Consider the following 17477-nt stretch of genomic DNA (forward strand, 5'->3'; position numbering starts at 1 on the left):
GCTTTTTAGTTGCTGTGATCGGCGACGAACTGCAGGAAGGCTTCGGCAGCCGGCGAAAGGGTACGATTCTTCTTCCATACCAGGACGTGGCCGGTCGAAGTCGCAGGACTGAAGGGGACGAAGGCTAGCGAGGGATCGTGGTAGAGGTTAAGAATCCCGCCGATGGCCAGGCCATAGTATTGGCCGGAGCGGATTAGCTCCATGGCGTTGTTCGGCAGGTTGTTGCTGACCTTGGCGTTGAGCTTGCGGAGGTCTAGTTTGAGAATATCGCTGACCTGGTCCCTGACGATGTTGCGGTGGGGGATGATCAACGGCAGCTTGGAAAGGTCGTCCTTGGTGAAGGACTTGCGCTGGGCCAGCGGATCATCGGCGCGGAGGATAATTCCCCATTGCTCGTGGACGGGAAGAACCAAATAATTGTATTTGGCGGCCTCAACCGGTTCGATCAGGCAGGCTAGCTCGGTTTCGGCCTCGTCGATCTGGCGGCGGAGGACGTCGCCGTCACCATCGAAAAGGTTGAAGAAAACGTCGGGATGCTGGTGCTGAAACTGATTGACGAGTTGCATCAAAAACGCTGAGGCACTAGAAACGACGCAGCCGAGGCTGACGGTCCCGGTGAGGGCATCCCCTTTTTGGTGCAGTTCCTCTTCGGTCTGGTCGAGGAGCTGGAGGATGGTTGTTGCCCGCCGCTGAAAAAGCACGCCGGCACGGGTTAGTTGCATCCGCCGCTGGTTGCGGTCGAAGAGGGTGGCATTCAGCTCGTGCTCTAGGTCCATGATCTGGCGGGAGAGGGTTGGCTGGGTGACGTGCAGCTGTTTGGCGGCCTTTGTGATATTATTAGTTTGAGCAACGGTTAAAAAGTATTTCAAAACGCGGGTATCCACAAATGTACCTCCTAAATTAGGTTAATAAATTAATTATAGCGCAAAGGGGACCTTCACATGGCAAAACAAGCACTGATTCTGTATTATTCCCAATTTGACACTACGGCCAAGGTGGCCAGCCAGATCCATCGGCTGACTGGGGCCGACATTCTGCGGGTCCGAGTGGCACCTGGGACCTTTCCGGACGACATGAATGCCACCGACAAGGTTTACCGCCAGCAGCGGGCCAGTGGCGACCTGCCAACGCTGGCCACCAAGCTCCCGGACCTCAGCTACTACGACACGATCCTCGTCGGGGGCCCGGTTTGGGATGGCCAAATCTCGTCGCCGGTCATGCGGCTGCTGGGGATGCTCCAGGGCTACCATGGCACGGTGGCACCCTTTAGCACCGGTTGGAGCGATACCGGCAACTACCAGCAGGACTTTGTTGCCCACGCTGGCAAGCTGCGGGTCGGGCCCGGCTACCATGTCCTGACCCACGCCAACCCGCGCTTTGATCCTGCGAGCCTAGCATCCTGGCTTCGTAAACTATAATTCATATTTTGAATAGATGCATACTTGCAATAAGCATTTCACATTATGTGACTTTTCTTTTATAGTATAGACAACAAAACAAAAGGGGATAATCATAATGGCAAAAAACGAACAAGAAGTTAAAAACGACATGTTTGGTTTCGGCGAAAAGAATGTCGCCTTCGCCAAGTACTTCATCGGCACCAGCTACCTGAACGGCCTGGTTGCCCCAGACGACAACATCGACGTCAACATTTCCAACGTCAACTTTGAACCCGGCTGCCGCAACGACTGGCACATTCACCACAACGGCTTTCAGATTCTCCTGGTAACCGCCGGCGAAGGCTGGTACCAAGAAGAAGGTAAGCCGGCACGGCTCCTTAAGCCTGGTGACGTTCAAGTAATCCACGAAGGCGTTAAGCACTGGCATGGTGCCACCAAGGACTCCTGGTTCTCCCACATCGCCATCACCAAGGGAACCAGCGAATGGCTGGAAAAGGTTGACGACGCTTACTACGACAAGCTGAGCAAGTAATTAAGATTGAAGGGAGCTTGATTCAAATGGCAAAGAAACAAACTGCAGGTCGCGACCAACTCGGTGATTTTGCCCCGAAGTTCGCGGAATTAAACGATGACGTCCTTTTTGGCCAGGTGTGGTCACGGGAGAAGGAGCTCAGTCCACGTGATCGGAGCTTCCTGACCGTCACCGCCCTGATCACTAAGGGAGCCTTTGAACAGCTGCCTTACCACATGCAGACGGCGAAGAAGAACGGGATCACCAAGCAAGAGATTGCCGAAATGATTACCCAGTTGGCGTTCTACGTTGGCTGGCCGAATGCCTGGAGTGCTTTCGCCGTTGCCAAAAAGGTTTGGGACGACTAATCAAAATGCTCGCGGATGTTGTTATAGCAACGTTTACGGGCATTTTTGTTTTTAAATATGTTTGTCGAATTTTATGACATGAGTGTGATACTTTATAACGAAACAACGTCAGATAACGACTTTTAATAACATTTGCGGGCATAGTGTGGGCATATAAAAATCCTGTGGGATAGTATAAATTGAGCAGACCCGAAAGAGGACGCTCTTTTTGCTTGCAGCAAAAGAAAACCCCGGCCAAAATCAGGTCGGGGTTCTTTTAGTGTTTAGTTACCAAGCCAATGGCCATTATTGTCGAAACTGTAGGTGCGTCCGTTGATCTGCACGCTGCCAGTCTCCATTTTACCGTTGGCATCGAAGTAGTACCATTGACCGTTGATGTACTGCCAGCCAGTGTCGGCCCAGGTATTAGTCGGATCGAAGTAGTACCAGTCGCCGGCCATAGTTTGGAACCAACCCTTTGCTGCCCAAGCATTGTTGTTGTCGAAGTAATACCAGCGATTGTTAATCTTCTGCCAACCGGTATCGGCCCAAGCATTCGTCGGGTCGAAGTAATACCAATTGCCAGCTCCAGATTGGAACCAGCCGGTGTCAGCCCAGGCATTTACAGGATCGAAGTAATACCAGCGGTTATTGATCTTTTGCCAGCCCCGCAGTGCCCAAGCATTATTGTTGTCGAAATAGTACCAATGGTTGTTAATCTTTTGCCAACCGGTATCGGCCCAGGCGTTCGTTGGGTCAAAGTAGTACCAGTTACCGGCTCCGGACTGGAACCAACCGGTGTCAGCCCAAGCATTGGTCGGATCGAAGTAATACCAGCGGTTGTTAATCTTTTGCCAGCTGGTCAGCGCCCAAGCATTGCTGTTATCAAAGTAGTACCAACGGCCATTAATCTTCTGCCAGTTGGTAGCTGCCTGGGCTGTCTCCGGTTCAAAGTAATACCAGTTGCCAGCCCCGGACTTATACCAGCCGGTTTGTGCTGTGCCGTTATTAAAGTAGTACCAATGACCATTGATCTTCTGCCAGCCGGTGGTCGTACCGCCTGTGGTAGGGATGGATGGCTGGGTTGGCTGGCCAGTCAATCTGTCATATTCAGCTTGTGCATTCTTTAGATTTTCTTGTGCCTGCTCAAGCGTTGCATTTGCTGTAGAAAGTGCAGCGTTTGCTTCATCTAATACTCTCTGGCCGGCTGATTGCTTTTCTTGGCTTATCTTCAAATCCTTTTGTAATTGAACGATTTGGGTATTAACGTTAGCCAAATCAGCTTGCTCTTGTCTTAGTTGGCTCTCAAGTTGAGACAAGTTTGCTTGTGCTTTTTGATCAGCATCAACTTTAGCTTGTGCCTCTTTAAGCTCATTTTGTGCTTGGGTAAGCTTAGCTTGTGCTTGGTCTAATGCACTATTAGCATCATTGAGCTTAGCTTGTGCGGCTTGGTTAGTCTGCGACTTTTCAGCAACAGCCTGTTTAGCAGCATTGATCTCAGCTTGATGGTCGTTGACTGAAGGAATAGCAATTTGTTCCCGATTTTCCGGTTGGTTAAACTTGGTGTTAGGGTCCAAGAGTCCTACTCCGACATACCCGGAACCTAATGTCTTGACATAAGAGCTGTCCGGGTCACCTTCAGAGTTAAAGTGGAAACCACCTTCGTAAAGGTTCTTCTGGCCGTACCAGTTAGTGACCTTGCCAGTGTTGGTGTAAGTGTAATCGACACCTAAGTAGATAGAACCAGCATCAATGAAGTAAGTAGAATCAGTTGGGTTAGCATAATCGGCTGGATAACGAGTACCTAAGATGTCAGTTGTATGGCCGCATCCCTGATCACAGTCATTGAAGAGCAGATCGAGCAATGCATTGTAGATTCCTCGTTGGAGGTCGTTACGAGTTAGGCTGTCATAATGAGAAGTCCAGACACCGGTGCTGTCATCATAGGTTGCGTTGGCAAAAGATAAGTCGCCAGCCCAGGATTCCCCAACATAGGTACCCCAGTCATTCCCAACGTCAGTTAAGCCAGCGTTGTCATGGGCTTGGATCCAAGGATTCCATTGGTCATTTTGATAGCGATCGGCAACGTCCTCGGCAATTTTGATGGAACCTTGGCTAATCTTATACAACGGTGTACCAATTTGGGCACGGAGCGGGTTAATTAACTGTGCCGTATATTGGGTTGCATAAACAACATCATCATGAGATAAAGTACCATTAGCATTCATATGAACCGGAATAGCCTTAGCTGCTTCATCTTCTTGATACTGATTAAGCTTCAAGCTGGCCGCACAAGCTTTAACTAGAGCATCCCAGTCAAGGCCTTGAGTGTCTTTGCCGATGGTGAAGGTATTACCTCTTGCATTCCTCATTTGAGTGATAAAATCAGACGTAGCATTAATCGTGTTAACCACGCCAAAGCTCTTTTCAAGATTACTTAAATTGTTTTGAGCATCTTGGAGAGCTTGACTAGCCGTGTTAGCTGCTGATTGTGCCTGACTTTGAACTGAAGCAGCACTATTAACATCGTTTTGAGCGGGAGCTTCAACAGCTTTTGCGCTAGACAAGGCAGCTTGGTCTTGGGCTAAATTGTTAATAGCAGACTTGGCCTGATCAATAGCCGTTGAATCGGCAGGAATTTGTTGGTTGAGCTGGGTCTGTTTAGCGGTGGCACTAGCTAGTGCGGAACTTTGACTGGCAACCGTGTTGTTAAGATCATTTTGAGTACTCTGTGCTGCTGCTTGGCTAGTTGCTGCCTGGTTGACAGCGTCACTAGCTTTTTGAACAGCAGCGCTGGCACTACTTACAGCAGTTTGTGCTGAAGTAACGGCCGCGTTGTCAGTTGCAGCAACCCGCATTTGAGCAACAGGCTGAGTATCAGCGTGAACGGCAGGCTGGGATACAGCTGCGAATCCAGCAAGAGCTGCAACGGCAATCAACGATGAAACCCATAATTTTCCAGATTTGTACAATTTAATATGTTCTTTCATGAAAATACTTCCTTCCCAATACAAACACACAAATACCGTGTACATTTTTATTTTAGTTCTTTACGAGTACTTCGGAATGCATTAAATATAATTTTTACGTATGTGGAATATTATGTCACTTCATTGAAAATAAGCCTTTGAAGTTTTCGTTCGTTCTTTTTGGTCCCAACCATGCTAAAATTAGAGAATAATTTTTAAGAGTGGGGGAACGATGATGAATGACGATCTTAAGCTAGTTGGTGGGCACCTGTCGCTTGACCAGTTGAACGCAATCTTTACAACCATTCCGCAAGAGTTTGATGTCCTTGACGAAAACGATGTGGTTGTCTGGTCTTCAATGAACAAGGACCGAATCTTCCCACGGACCGAGAAGGATGTTGGCAAGACGGTCTTTGAGGTTCACCCGGGTCATTCGCAAGAACGGGTCAAGGCCGTCCTGAATCAGATGCATGATGGCAAGCGCGGTCACCTGTCCTTAATCATCACTAAGGATAATCAGCCCATCAATATTTCGTTCTACAGTTTGCACGACGATTCCGGGCACTATATTGGCTGCGTTGAGGTGACCCAACCGATTAAGGACTACCAGGTGAAAGGAAGTAAGTGGCGCAACATTCTCAACATTTTGAAGAAAAAATAGAATTGAACGACACGATTTAAAATAGACTCCCGGCCAGTGATCAGTCGGGAGTCTATTAGTTTAGAAGATTGTAAGAATAATCAAGATGCTTTATGCTGATTTCATAAACGACTTTAGAAAAGGGTGAGATAACAAATTGGCCACAATTTATGATGTCGCGAAGGCGGTCGGCTGTGCCCCCTCGACCGTCTCCAAATACCTGACCAAGAATGGTTATGTGAGTGCCCAGCTCGGTGAGCGGATCGCAAAGGCAATGCAGGAGTTGGATTACCATTACAACGGCATGGCCGTCAACCTGAGCAAGAACATTAATGACCGGATTGGCGTGCTGGTGCCGCTTCTCGATCACCCGTACTTTCAGGAGTTGACCAGCGCCATCAGCATTGCCGCCGCCAAGCAGGGCAAAGAGGTTGTTCTCATGCCGACGAACTACCAGACTGCACGTGAACAGCGTTTCTTAGACGAGCTTGAGCACCGTCTGGTTGGCTCGCTGATCGTTACATCACACCAGTTGCCCTACCAGAAAATCTCACAATATCAACGATTCGGCAGTCTGGTGTTCTGCGAAGATCTTGCCGATGATGATCTGAAGACGGTTCGCACCAATCGCCTGGCCGTTTTCAAACAACTATTTGAACGCCTAAAAAAAGAGGGCGACCGTAAAATTGGCTTTTTGATGATTCGTCCAGCCGACCAGAGCCGCAGTACGCGAGAAGCCTTCCAGGCGTACCGAGCCGTTTTCGGTCGCCAACCAAATTCTGATTATGTCCGCTATTCCTGTCGAACGCTTGCCGACGGACGACGGAGGATGCATGAACTTTTGCCGGTTAACCTAGATGCCGTCCTCACTGAAGGTGATGCGACTGCGGCCGGTGCCTTTCAGGAGCTGCGCCGGGCTGGCCAGCAAACAGTGGTGATTGGCCAGGGTAACCAGCTGCCCAGCCAGCTCTTAGGGTTCACCTCAATTGATCAGTGCTTTCGTCAGATGGGCCAGGCAGCCGTTGATTTGGCGCTCCATAAGCAGGATCAGATAAGCCGAGAAATAAAGTTTAAAATTATTTGGCGTTAGGTCTTGACAGGAAACCGGTTTCCGAACCGATAATTTAACCGTAATCAAGAAGGCGCTTTCAACACCATAGGAGGCTTTTATTATGATTAAAGAGTTTGGTTCACCATCATCATACGTTCAGGGCAAGGGTGTCTTATTCAAGAGTGACCCATATCTGAAGGGCTTTGGTAAGAAGCCAATGCTGCTGACGGACAAGGACGTTTACCAGATCGTCGGCGAAAAGCTGGAATCCTACCTCAAAGACAACGGGTACGACGTGACGACCGTGATGTTCGGTGGGGAATCGTCAACCAACGAGATTGACCGGGTCACCAAGATTGGTCAGGACAAGCAGGTTACCGTTATCTATGGCCTCGGCGGTGGGAAGACCAGTGATTCCGCCAAGGCGATTGCCGACAACCTTGGTCTGCCAGTGGTTATCATGCCGACCCTGGCATCAACTGATGCGCCGTGTTCACGGCTGTCGGTAATTTACACCGATGACGGCAGTTTTGACCACTACCGCTTTTATAGCCACAACCCGGACCTGGTCTTGGTCGACAGCCAAGTGATCGCTAATGCGCCGGCCGGCCTGCTGATTTCCGGGATTGCCGATGCCCTGGCTACTAACGTTGAAGCCCAGGCAGTTGCCCAGGCGGGGGCCGACACGATGCTGAATGAAAAGCAGACACTGGTTGGGAACGCCATCGCCCAAAAGTGTGAGGACACCCTGTTCAAGTACGCACACCTGGCCGTTGCCGACGTGAAGAAGCACGTGGTCACCAGTGCCCTGGAAAAGATTATCGAAGCCAACACGCTGATGAGTGGCCTGGGCTTTGAAAGTGGTGGTCTGTCCGGTGCCCACGCCATTCATGATGGCCTGACCACCCTGGAAGAGACGCACGCCCTGAGCCATGGTCAAAAGGTTGCGTACGGGACTCTGACCCAGTTGATGCTTGAGGGGGCTAGCCAGGAACGTTACAACAAGTACTTCAAACTGATCCTGTCCCTGGGCCTGCCAACGACGCTGGAGGACCTGCACCTCGATCAGGCTTCCGATGAGGAATTGCTGAAGGCAGCCAAGGCAGCCTGCTCCGAAAATGACACCATTGATCGGCTGCCGTTTGCCGTTGAACCGGACGACGTCGCCCAGGCATTCCGGGCCGTTGATTCCTACACGAAGCAGTACCTGGAAACTAAATAGCTGAATTATATGAAGCTTAGTGAGCATCTTGTTGAGCAGATAGATTAAATTAATTGCTTTTAGGCAGTCTAATGTCGTTGATATCTTTATCGACATTGGACTGCCTTTTTATTTTTAATAGACATTTGTCGATCTTGCAACATTGTACTCACTTGATGATAATAGTAATAAACAGTCGATGCTAACTTAAAAGATTGATTTGCAGGAGGATCGTCATGCAACAAAAGGAAAACCAACGGGTGAAATTAACCAAACGTCTTTTAAAAGAAAGCTTGCTTAGTTTAATGGAAAACGAGCAGATTGAAGATATTTCTGTTTGTGAGTTGTGTTCTACTGCAGGGATCAATCGGTCAACTTTTTATAAGCATTATGGAAAACCATACGATGTTCTGGCCGACATGGAACAGGATATGATCAATGATCTATCGATAATCTGGAAAGAAAAAGTTTCTGGTCAGTGGACATTTAGTAAGGGAATTGAACTAGTCAGCACATACTTAAAAGAACATGAACGATTTACTAAATTGTTGCTTCGTGATACGAAAACTGATTTAGAATTTGCTGGTAAGTTAACTGGTTCTGATCACGTTAAAAAAATGTATGATCGTTTGCTAGCGGACGTTAAAGACCCGGAAAGTCGGCGTTTGATCATGACTTTTTCGACGACGGGATCTTACCAAATGATCCGTCAATGGCTGTTAGATGATAGTACAAAATCACCGAAAGAAATGGGAGAATTAGCAGGGCAAATGGTTTCAATTGTTATTAAAGATCAACGAAATCGGCACTCAATTTTGTGAACAAGTATACAATTCCTCAGGCTTTGTTGCCTTCACATCATTTTGCTAACAACTGTTTGTTGCTAAGATGACAATTGTCGCTTATATTGAAAATAAGGTGTGCACATCCAACTAAACCGAGGAGGAACTATTATGAATTCTCATTATCATGCGCTGTTCCAACGTGGAAAAATTGGAAATGTTGAACTAAAGAACCGGATTTTTAAGCCAGCAGCGGAAGACAGTTGTTCAGACGACGGTTTCGTTCCCGACTATCTTTGGCAGTTCTATGCTGAAGAAGCAAAGGGTGGTGCTGGATTGATCATCTGTGGGCTTTACATTGCTACCACACTAGAAAAGTCTGGTCTGGACCGGCACCCAGTTATTACAGACGATTCGAAAATACCAGGATTCAGTAAGATTGCCCAGGCTATCAAGGATAATGGTGCTAAGGCTTGCTGTCAGCTAGGTCACCTTGGCTCCCATGGTGAGCCGTCTGTGCCAGGGGAACACCGGTGTGTATCTTACGGACCGCTTGAAGTTCCGGGTGCAGAAGAATGGTTTACGATTTTCAATGTTGCTTATTGGCACATGAAACCACCATACCCATACAAGGAATACACAATTGATGAGATTCATAAGATTATCAATGATTATGGCGATGCGGCTGTGCGGGCAAAAAAGGCCGGTTTTGATATGGTTGAAGTTCATGGTGGGCATCGGCACGGTTTAGGATGCTTCCTGTCACCGCTGACTAATTGGCGAAATGACGAATATGGTGGCTCGGTTGATAAGCGGGCTCGTATTTTGTATGAAATCATTGACAATATTCAGCAAAAGTGTGGGAAAGATTTCCCAATTCTTGTGCGTCTTAATGGTCGTGATGGTGGTGGAGCACTACATTACCAAGATGGTATTAAGAAAGGGCAACAGATTGAAGACACTATTCAAATTGCAAAACATTTGGAGAAACAAGGTGTGGCTGCCTTAAACATCTCAATTCAGGACACCAATGTCCCAATGCAGCATATTTCTTATGGGGTTGCAGTTGACGGGGCTAGTCAGGTACGAAAAGCAGTCAACATTCCAGTTTTGACTGCTGGTTCGGTTCAAGCACCTGAATTTGCTGAAAAGGTAATTGAAAACGGTGATGCAGATTTCGTTGGAACCGCTCGTCAAATGTATGCTGACCCGGCATGGCCAAAGAAAGCGATGCGCGGATTACGGGATGACATTAAGCCATGTATTCGGTGTATGGAGTGCTGCAACCAGGACCGGCACTCTTGGTATGGACCGTTAGGCTGCACAGTTAATCCGGCTGTTGGTAAGCCGGGAATGGAAATCAAGCCTGCTAAGGTTCAACGCAATGTTGCAGTTGTTGGTGGTGGACCAGCTGGGATGGAAGCTGCCCGGGTTCTCGCTTTGCGGGGCCACAAAGTTACGCTTTTCGAAAAACGCAAACTTGGGGGCATGTTATACGAAGCCGCTACACCTGACTTTAAGCAGGACATTCGAAAATTAATTGAATATTATGACCGGCAGATGAATAAGCTGGCGATTGACTGTCGTCATCAGGAAGCAACCATTGATGACTTAAGAGGATACGATGCAATTGTTGTTGCTACGGGTTCAAAACCAGTGAACGTTCCTGTTCCTGGCGCCGATGGCGATAATGTTTACTCCGCTGTTGAGCTTCTGGCGGATTGCTCCGTAAAGAAGACCGGCCTGCCGGACATCGGTGAACGCGTAACGATTATTGGAGGTGGTTCTGTCGGTGTTGAAACGGCAATTTGGCTTGCTCAGCAAGGCAAGAAGCCAACCGTTATTGAAATGCGTGACAAGAGGCAGATGAGATGTAAATCACCCTTGCCGAAGATTTTGGCTTAATTAAGAAATACGGCATTGAGATTTTAACTAACCGGAAGCTAAAGAGTATTCAAACGGATTCAGTCACCATTACCAATGCAGAGGGTAATGATCAGGTATTAGATGCCGATTCTGTAGTAATGGCTGCTGGTTTACGAGCAAATGATTCGCTGAAGGAACAGCTTGACAAGGACTTAGTTGATGTTGAAGTTTATCCCGTTGGTGATTGCGAAGGCCCACGAAAGATTTACGATGCCATTCATGAAGGCTACCATGCAGCTCTAGAAATTTAATTACGAGAGATCTATTCATAAATTATTAGTCTCACATAAAAACAGCTAAATATTAAATAATGTCCCCCAAAGGCTTGACTATCATGAAATGGTAGCTAAGCCTTTTTGCATACATGATAGCTTATAAATATACTCATTATCCTTAACTATAGTATATTTATTCTTGCAATCTAAAAGCTAGATGTTATAATTCTAATTAACTTTTAATCTAAGGAGGTCAAACGATGGATAGTTCATTCTTAAGCCAAGCCTATCAGCACCCGGCACCTAATATTCTGGCGGATGTCTGCGAACAGGCGGCCACAATGGATAACGTAATCGACTTATCGGTCGGCGATCCGAACTTTACGACGCCAGAACCGATCATCGATGCGGCAATGAAGGCGGCCAAGGCGGGCCATACTCACTACACCGCCGCAATGGGGATGCCAGAACTGCGACGCGCCGTCAGTGAGGATTACAACCAGCGTTTTGGCCTCAAGTATAAGCCGGAGCAGGCGATGATCACGGTGGGGGCTGAGCACGCCCTCTTCATCGCGCTGAAGGCGGTACTGGATCCTGGCGACGAGGTGATCGTGCCCGAACCCTGCTTCTCTCCCTATATCGAGCAGGTTGAGATGTGTGGTGCCAAACCCGTAGTGGTCGCTACTAAGCCGGAGGACGGCTTTGCAATCACGGCCGCGGCGGTCGCCAAGGCGGTGACAAAGAAGACGAAGGGGATCATCATCAATTCGCCAAATAACCCAACAGGGATGGTGATGACCTCGGGCCAACTGAAAGATCTTGCCCAGGTGGCAATCGAGAATAACCTGCTGATCTTTAGCGACGAGATCTATTATGATTATGTCCTGCCGGGCCACGAATTCGTGCCGATGGCCAAGTTCGCCCCCGAGAACACGGTGACGATCAACGGCTTTTCCAAGAGCTTTGCCATGACCGGCTGGCGACTGGGCTATATCTTAGCGCCGCAGTGGCTAACCGATGCGGCGGGGATGGTTAATGACGGCGTCACCTTCTCGGCACCGACCCCATCCCAGTATGCCGCACTCTATGCCATTCAGCACCACGACGAGCTGGCCAAGCCGATAACGGCGGCTTTCGCTCAGCGCCTGCACTATCTGGAAACGGTCCTCAATCAACTCGATTGGCTGCATGTCAGTCCGGTTGGTGGCAGCATCTACGCCTTTGTCGACATCCGACCGACCGGACTGAATTCGGTTGACTTTGCTGACGCCCTGCTGAAGAAAGCAGGGATCCTGGTGGTACCGGGATTGGCGTTTGGGGCTGCCGGTGAGGGCTTTGAACGAATCGCGGCCACTCAGCCGCTGGATGTGCTGGAAGAAGCGGTCGCGAAGATGAAAGAGCTGAAGTGGGAGGCATGAAAATGAAAATTATCATGTACGCCGTCCTGGACGTCGAGCGCCCCTTTATTAAAGCGTGGGCAGAAAAACACAACGTTGAAATTAAGTGCGTCACCGAGCGACTGACGCCGGAAACCGTCAAGTGGGCAGACGGTTACGACGGCATCGATTTTCAACAGACGCACATGCTGGACGATTCGATTTATCCAACCCTCAAGGCGATGGGCTTTAAGCAGCTGACTGCCCGAATGGTGGGCTTGGACATGGTCAACGTTCCGCTGGCCAAGCAAAATGGCCTGATCGTTACCAACGTGCCAGCCTATTCCCCGCGGGCAATTGCCGAGATGGGGCTAACCCAGGCATTGCGTTTGGTCCGTAAGCTCGGCTATTACGACCAGCGAATGGACAAGCTGGACTTCCGTTGGACCGGCCTGGAGAGCACCGAGATCTACAACTTAACCGTGGGGATCATCGGTGCCGGCAACATTGGTGGGGCGACCGCCCGAATCTACTCGGCCCTCGGTGCCAACGTGATTGCGACCGACCCGGTCCACCATGCCGAACTCGAGGCCTACTTGAAATACACCGACCTGGAGACGGTTCTGACCCAGTCGGACATCGTGACCATCCACACGCCGCTGGACGACACCACGGCCAACATGCTGGATGCGGCGGCCTTTAAGAAGATGAAACCGACCGCCTACCTGATCAACATGGCCCGGGGTGGCCTGGTCAAGACGCCGGACCTGATTGCTGCCTTGCAAAATCACGAGATTGCGGGGGCCGCACTGGATACTCTGGCCGACGAGGTCCAATTCTTTGAAAAACAAGCCGAACCGGATGAGATTCCGGAAGACTACAAGACCTTGCGGGCGATGCCGAACGTCTTGATATCCCCGCACAGCGCCTTTTACACTAACACGGCGATGAAGAATATCGTCGAAATGGGCTTGGATGACGTTCTAGCAGTGCTGGAGGGTCGTCATCCCCAATATGAAGTACTCTACTAATAAAACGCAAATAAACGGAAAGCGAGCGTGATGAACTTGGGACGTGCCAACATCTAATTGCAAAGCTGCTTGAATCCTACCGACGAGCCCTGGCAACCGATCAGACTGTCGTGGTGCTAACGGACTTTAGAAAGTAGGAATGAGTATGACAAGCTTAAAAGAATACACAATGGGCGACTTTTGGAACCGGATCATGTCGGCGGTTGCGATGGCAATCGTGGTGGCGGTGACGCCAAGCGCAATCGTCGGGCCGCTTTTCCAGGCTTTAGCAACACATGGCGCCTTCTGGTCGGCTCTTAATACTGCCTGCAACATGGCTACTTATGCCGTTCCGGTGCTCTGTGGGGCGCTAGCGGCCGGGCAATTCAACTTTACGATGATTGGAGCGGGCCAGCGTTGCCCTGGCAACCCTGCTTGGTTCAGGAGCGGTCAACTACTCGGCTAAGGGTGGGGGTACCTTCACCCTGGTCGGGATGGGGGACCTGATCAACACGATCATCGTCACCGCCCTGGCCGTCTTCGCCATCTTTTTGATCCGGGACTACGTTGGCTCATTTGCCATCATCTGGGATCCGATCGTGGCGACCTGCATCGTTGGTGGGATCGGGATGTTTATTTATCCCTACGTTCACCTGGTATCGACGACCGTCGGGGGAATCCTGAATTCCTTCACTAATTTACAGCCGGTTCTGATGTGCACCCTGTTGGGGATGGCCTTTGCCGTCATCATCGCGACGCCGCTGTCGACGGTTGGTCTGGCCTACGCCTTTGGCATCACCGGAATTGCTGGCGGGGCCTCCTCTGTTGGGGTCAGCGCCTGTTTTCTTGCCGTTGCCTATGCCTGTTCCAAGGTCAACGGCAAGGGGGTCGTGGTGGCAATGGTCTTTGGTTCGGTCAAGATGATGCTGGCCAATTTCCTCAAGCACCCGCAAATGCTAATCCCGTTGGCAATTACCGGTGCCCTGACCGGCTTCACCGATTCCTTCATCCAAGTCAAGAACGTGGCCGCGGATGCGGGGTTCGGGATTCCAGTCGGCCCGATCAATGCCTACACGTTAATGTCTGGCAGCGTGGGCACGAAGCTTTTGACGATTGCAATGATCTACTTTGTTTTGCCGACCATCTACGGGATCCTGGCTTACTACCTGTGTACGCACGTCTTTCATTTCATCAAGGATGAATATTGGAAAGTAGATTTGGATAAATAGAAACAAAAAACGGGGCCGTTTGAGCCTCGTTTTTTCAATAAGTGCTTAATCAATATGTTGGCCGGCGTCAAAGCCCATGCGGTTGGCGGAGGCAATGTTGCGGACCATGAAGGCGTCCCCAATTACTTGGTAGGGGATTTCGAGTTCATCTAGTGAATCTTGAAGGTCGGTAACCGGATGCTGGCCAAGGGCGAGGACAATCTGTTCACCGGGTACAAAGCCATTGCGGCCGGAGTGCTTGGCAACGTAGTGGATGCCGTCGTCCGTGATCTTGGTGGCGACGGCGTTCAGGACGGACTTGACGCCTTCCTTTTTCAGATTGCGCAGGAATTCACCCCGTGAAACCCGCTCGCGCTTCATTGTTAACTCGGGCAGCATGTCCATGATCGTCACCTGGTGTCCCTCTTGGGCAAGCAGATCCGCAACTTCGGACCCGGTCTCGCCGCCACCGAGGACAATCACGTTTTTGGCGGTGACTTCGGCCGTGCCCTTAAGCAGGTCCCAAGAGCTGATGGTCTTTTCGATGCCATCGATCGGTGGTACGGAAGGAACGGACCCGGTGGCTAAAATCACGGCGTCGGGCTTGAAACTTTCGATCAGGGCCTTGTCAACCTTAATACCCGTTTTAACGGTGACGTGGCAACGCTTCATTTCGCCAGCTTGCCATTTACCGACTTCTTTGACGATTTCCTTGTGTGGCGGTACAGCGGCAATGTTCATCTGACCACCCAGCTTGTCGTCCTGTTCGTATAAGGTAACGTGGTGGCCACGCTTAGCAGCGGAGTAAGCGGCCGTCATTCCGGCAGGACCACCACCAATGACCATGACCTTCTTCGGCTCCGTGGTCTTAAAGAGGTGCTTGTATTCCGATTCATAACCAACCAGTGGATTGACAGTGCACCGCATTCCAAGGCCGGGGTGGATGGTGTCGCCCTGACAGTGAAGACAATTGATGCACCGCCGGATTTGGTCCGCGTGACCGAGCCGGGCCTTATTCGGCCAGTCCGGATCGGCAATTAACGTCCGACCAAGGGCGACCAGGTCAGCTTGTCCCTTTTCCAAAATACTTTCCGCCACGTCCGGGGTCCGAATGTTGCCGACGGTGATGACTGGAATGTTGACAACTTTTTTAACCGCCTCAGCCAAGTATACTTTATCAGCTTGTGGGAAGGTCTGGGTCTCAAAGGTTCGTTCCATGGAACCGTAATAGCCACCGCTGACGTGGAGCATGTCAACTCCGGCTTCTTCAAGAACTTTGCACATCTTGACGCCTTCTTCAAGGTGGTAGCCGGGGTCGGTGAATTCGTCGACGGAAATTCGGAAGTCAATTGGGAAGTCGTAGCCAACTTCCCGCCGAACCGCCTTAACAATCTCCAGCGGGAAGCGCATCCGATTTTCAAAGCTGCCGCCGAATTCGTCGTGACGGAAGTTGGTGGCTGGGGACATGAATTGCTCGATTAGATAGCCGTGGCCACCAAAGATTTCAATTCCGTCAAAACCGGCCACTTTGACCCAGTGAGCGGCTTTAGCGAATTTGTTAATCATTTCCCAGACTTCGGCGTTAGACATTACCCGTGGCTGGGTCTTGCAGACGGGGGAAGGGACACCGGATGGGGATACAAGCGGCACGCCCTCGCTGTGCTCCATGGTGGTTTGGTTCCCGCCCTGGTGAATCTGACAGAAGATTTTGGCGTCGTAAGCATGGACCCGTTCCACCAGGTTATTCAGGCCGGCACAGTATTTCATGTCATCAACCCGCAATTGGTTAGCCACGTCCTTGCCGCGTGGATAGTCAACTGAGCAATTACCAGTATAGATTAGGCCGGCACCGCCCTTGGCCCGGGCTTCGAAGTAGTCGAGCAGCTCGGGGGTGACAAAACCGTCCTGACCCAGGTTGGTGGCTAATGGGGGCATGACGATCCGGTTCTTTAACTGAACGTGACCGATGTGGAAAGGTGAGAAAAGTTTAGGATAGTGTTTATTTTGCATAGGATTTCCTCCATGACTGGCGTCAACCACACCGCAATTAGTGGGTTGGCTGGTTGTACTGCAATTTAGGATGAAATCGATTTCTTGTTTGGATCCGCCATTATTGTATCCCTGTTCAACAATGAATGTCAATTCAATCTTGAATCATAATTTAATAATGCGAACATGGTATACTAGGTAAAAGTAATTAGTAAAGCGGGGAAAATCATATGGTGATGTCAGCTGAGAACCGAAAAAAGGTGACGGCCAAGCGGCGAAAGGCCATTCTGGAGGCGGCCATTGCACTCTTTGATGAGCAGGGCTATGAGAATACCAAAATCACCGATATTGCGGAAAAAGCCGCGGTTTCGGCAGGGCTGATCTACCACTATTTCGGATCCAAGGCGGCGATTTTGAAGTCCTACGGGCCGATGATTGAAGAGTGCCAAAACTATGTGCTGAGCTTGCCCACCCCGCGGGATTCCATCGCAACCTTTTGCCGACGGGTGATTTTTCCCTATCGGCAAACGAATTATCATTCGCCGATTAGAATTCTGGTTTCTTGCTACGCCAATGGTTCACTGGCAGATGACAACGAGGTGTTCCCGTTTAGCAGCTATGGACGAGACTTCTTGGGAAAGATCATTCGGCGGGGACAAGAAGCGGGGCAGTTTCGTGATGGTGACCCGGAAGCAATGGGCGACATTCTTTGGCATACCGTGATTGGCTACATCGTCCATCGTCTGAACTATAGCAACGGCAAGGAGATCTTTTTGCCATCGGTCGATGAGCTGGTAGCAACAATTGAAAAATAAAAGGTGATCATCGAGGACTTCCTCAATGATCACCTTT

At 49.9% G+C, this 17477-nt stretch carries 17 protein-coding genes and 1 pseudogene; 14 read left to right on the top strand and 4 right to left on the bottom strand.

Annotated features, from left to right (window positions below):
• Positions 1-5: 5 nt before the first annotated feature.
• Positions 6-884: a LysR family transcriptional regulator gene (locus tag LKE23_RS01625; RefSeq protein WP_291977776.1), complete on the bottom strand. Its 879-nt coding sequence runs from the start codon at positions 882-884 to the stop codon at positions 6-8.
• A gap of 57 nt (positions 885-941) precedes the next feature.
• On the opposite strand from LKE23_RS01625, the gene LKE23_RS01630 reads away from it, so the two are divergent.
• The 3 genes from LKE23_RS01630 to LKE23_RS01640 all read left to right on the top strand — a co-directional run bounded on the left by LKE23_RS01630 (position 942) and on the right by LKE23_RS01640 (position 2279).
• A complete protein-coding gene (locus tag LKE23_RS01630) occupies positions 942-1418 on the top strand; it encodes a flavodoxin (protein ID WP_291977777.1) in 477 nt (158 codons plus the stop codon).
• A 97-nt stretch (positions 1419-1515) separates the two neighbouring features.
• Positions 1516-1932: a cupin domain-containing protein gene (locus LKE23_RS01635; RefSeq protein WP_291977778.1), complete on the top strand. Its 417-nt coding sequence runs from the start codon at positions 1516-1518 to the stop codon at positions 1930-1932.
• 26 nt (positions 1933-1958) lie between these two features.
• Complete coding sequence (locus LKE23_RS01640) at positions 1959-2279, top strand: carboxymuconolactone decarboxylase family protein (RefSeq protein WP_267201427.1); 321 nt, start codon at positions 1959-1961, stop codon at positions 2277-2279.
• A gap of 263 nt (positions 2280-2542) precedes the next feature.
• Here the strand turns inward: LKE23_RS01640 and LKE23_RS01645 are convergent, their stop codons facing one another.
• Positions 2543-5116: an SEC10/PgrA surface exclusion domain-containing protein gene (locus LKE23_RS01645; protein ID WP_291978329.1), complete on the bottom strand. Its 2574-nt coding sequence runs from the start codon at positions 5114-5116 to the stop codon at positions 2543-2545.
• A 27-nt stretch (positions 5117-5143) separates the two neighbouring features.
• Positions 5144-5293 (bottom strand): annotated as a pseudogene (locus LKE23_RS11085) (KxYKxGKxW signal peptide domain-containing protein); the annotation flags it as partial.
• A 169-nt stretch (positions 5294-5462) separates the two neighbouring features.
• Here LKE23_RS11085 and LKE23_RS01650 point away from each other — a divergent pair.
• From LKE23_RS01650 to LKE23_RS01695, 10 genes are all read left to right on the top strand, one after another.
• Positions 5463-5888 carry a PAS domain-containing protein gene (locus LKE23_RS01650; protein ID WP_291977780.1) on the top strand — a complete coding sequence of 142 codons (426 nt, stop codon included), beginning with the start codon at positions 5463-5465 and terminating at the stop codon, positions 5886-5888.
• Positions 5889-6024: 136 nt separating this feature from the next.
• The gene (locus LKE23_RS01655; protein ID WP_291977781.1) at positions 6025-6957 is read left to right on the top strand and encodes a LacI family DNA-binding transcriptional regulator; all 933 of its coding nucleotides are present in this window, start codon (positions 6025-6027) and stop codon (positions 6955-6957) included.
• An 82-nt stretch (positions 6958-7039) separates the two neighbouring features.
• Complete coding sequence (locus LKE23_RS01660) at positions 7040-8140, top strand: glycerol dehydrogenase (protein ID WP_291977782.1); 1101 nt, start codon at positions 7040-7042, stop codon at positions 8138-8140.
• 215 nt (positions 8141-8355) lie between these two features.
• Positions 8356-8940: a TetR/AcrR family transcriptional regulator gene (locus LKE23_RS01665; RefSeq protein ID WP_291977783.1), complete on the top strand. Its 585-nt coding sequence runs from the start codon at positions 8356-8358 to the stop codon at positions 8938-8940.
• Between the two features lie 132 nt (positions 8941-9072).
• On the top strand, positions 9073-10806 hold the full coding sequence (locus LKE23_RS01670; RefSeq protein ID WP_291977784.1) for an oxidoreductase: 1734 nt from the start codon (positions 9073-9075) through the stop codon (positions 10804-10806).
• 14 nt (positions 10807-10820) lie between these two features.
• Positions 10821-11078, top strand: a complete 258-nt coding sequence (locus LKE23_RS01675) for a hypothetical protein (RefSeq protein ID WP_291978305.1) — start codon at positions 10821-10823, stop codon at positions 11076-11078.
• A 224-nt stretch (positions 11079-11302) separates the two neighbouring features.
• Positions 11303-12460: an aminotransferase class I/II-fold pyridoxal phosphate-dependent enzyme gene (locus LKE23_RS01680; protein WP_291977785.1), complete on the top strand. Its 1158-nt coding sequence runs from the start codon at positions 11303-11305 to the stop codon at positions 12458-12460.
• A 2-nt stretch (positions 12461-12462) separates the two neighbouring features.
• On the top strand, positions 12463-13449 hold the full coding sequence (locus LKE23_RS01685; RefSeq protein WP_291977786.1) for a D-2-hydroxyacid dehydrogenase: 987 nt from the start codon (positions 12463-12465) through the stop codon (positions 13447-13449).
• 145 nt (positions 13450-13594) lie between these two features.
• On the top strand, positions 13595-13894 hold the full coding sequence (locus tag LKE23_RS01690; protein ID WP_291977787.1) for a hypothetical protein: 300 nt from the start codon (positions 13595-13597) through the stop codon (positions 13892-13894).
• On the top strand, positions 13830-14657 hold the full coding sequence (locus tag LKE23_RS01695; protein ID WP_291977788.1) for a PTS sugar transporter subunit IIC: 828 nt from the start codon (positions 13830-13832) through the stop codon (positions 14655-14657). The genes LKE23_RS01690 and LKE23_RS01695 overlap by 65 nt, the downstream gene beginning before the upstream one ends.
• Before the next feature lie 45 nt (positions 14658-14702).
• Here the strand turns inward: LKE23_RS01695 and LKE23_RS01700 are convergent, their stop codons facing one another.
• Positions 14703-16646, bottom strand: coding sequence for an FAD-dependent oxidoreductase (locus LKE23_RS01700; protein ID WP_291977789.1), 1944 nt, complete (start codon positions 16644-16646; stop codon positions 14703-14705).
• Positions 16647-16861: 215 nt separating this feature from the next.
• Here LKE23_RS01700 and LKE23_RS01705 point away from each other — a divergent pair, with 215 nt between their 5' ends.
• Positions 16862-17440 carry a TetR/AcrR family transcriptional regulator gene (locus LKE23_RS01705; RefSeq protein ID WP_291977790.1) on the top strand — a complete coding sequence of 193 codons (579 nt, stop codon included), beginning with the start codon at positions 16862-16864 and terminating at the stop codon, positions 17438-17440.
• The last annotated feature ends 37 nt before the right edge of the window (positions 17441-17477 follow it).

This window comes from Limosilactobacillus sp. (genome assembly GCF_022482365.1).
In the GTDB taxonomy this organism is placed as follows: Bacteria; Bacillota; Bacilli; order Lactobacillales; family Lactobacillaceae; genus Limosilactobacillus.

Excerpts from the sequence above, each read along its gene's own strand:
- LKE23_RS01630 (WP_291977777.1), top strand. The coding sequence starts at position 942 with ATGGCAAAACAAGCACTGATTCTGTATTATTCCCAATTTGACACTACG.
- LKE23_RS01635 (WP_291977778.1), top strand. The coding sequence starts at position 1,516 with ATGGCAAAAAACGAACAAGAAGTTAAAAACGACATGTTTGGTTTCGGC.
- LKE23_RS01640 (WP_267201427.1), top strand. The coding sequence starts at position 1,959 with ATGGCAAAGAAACAAACTGCAGGTCGCGACCAACTCGGTGATTTTGCC.
- LKE23_RS01645 (WP_291978329.1), bottom strand. The coding sequence starts at position 5,116 with ATGCGGGTTGCTGCAACTGACAACGCGGCCGTTACTTCAGCACAAACT.
- LKE23_RS01650 (WP_291977780.1), top strand. The coding sequence starts at position 5,463 with ATGAATGACGATCTTAAGCTAGTTGGTGGGCACCTGTCGCTTGACCAG.
- LKE23_RS01660 (WP_291977782.1), top strand. The coding sequence starts at position 7,040 with ATGATTAAAGAGTTTGGTTCACCATCATCATACGTTCAGGGCAAGGGT.
- LKE23_RS01665 (WP_291977783.1), top strand. The coding sequence starts at position 8,356 with ATGCAACAAAAGGAAAACCAACGGGTGAAATTAACCAAACGTCTTTTA.
- LKE23_RS01670 (WP_291977784.1), top strand. The coding sequence starts at position 9,073 with ATGAATTCTCATTATCATGCGCTGTTCCAACGTGGAAAAATTGGAAAT.
- LKE23_RS01680 (WP_291977785.1), top strand. The coding sequence starts at position 11,303 with ATGGATAGTTCATTCTTAAGCCAAGCCTATCAGCACCCGGCACCTAAT.
- LKE23_RS01685 (WP_291977786.1), top strand. The coding sequence starts at position 12,463 with ATGAAAATTATCATGTACGCCGTCCTGGACGTCGAGCGCCCCTTTATT.
- LKE23_RS01690 (WP_291977787.1), top strand. The coding sequence starts at position 13,595 with ATGACAAGCTTAAAAGAATACACAATGGGCGACTTTTGGAACCGGATC.
- LKE23_RS01700 (WP_291977789.1), bottom strand. The coding sequence starts at position 16,646 with ATGCAAAATAAACACTATCCTAAACTTTTCTCACCTTTCCACATCGGT.
- LKE23_RS01705 (WP_291977790.1), top strand. The coding sequence starts at position 16,862 with ATGTCAGCTGAGAACCGAAAAAAGGTGACGGCCAAGCGGCGAAAGGCC.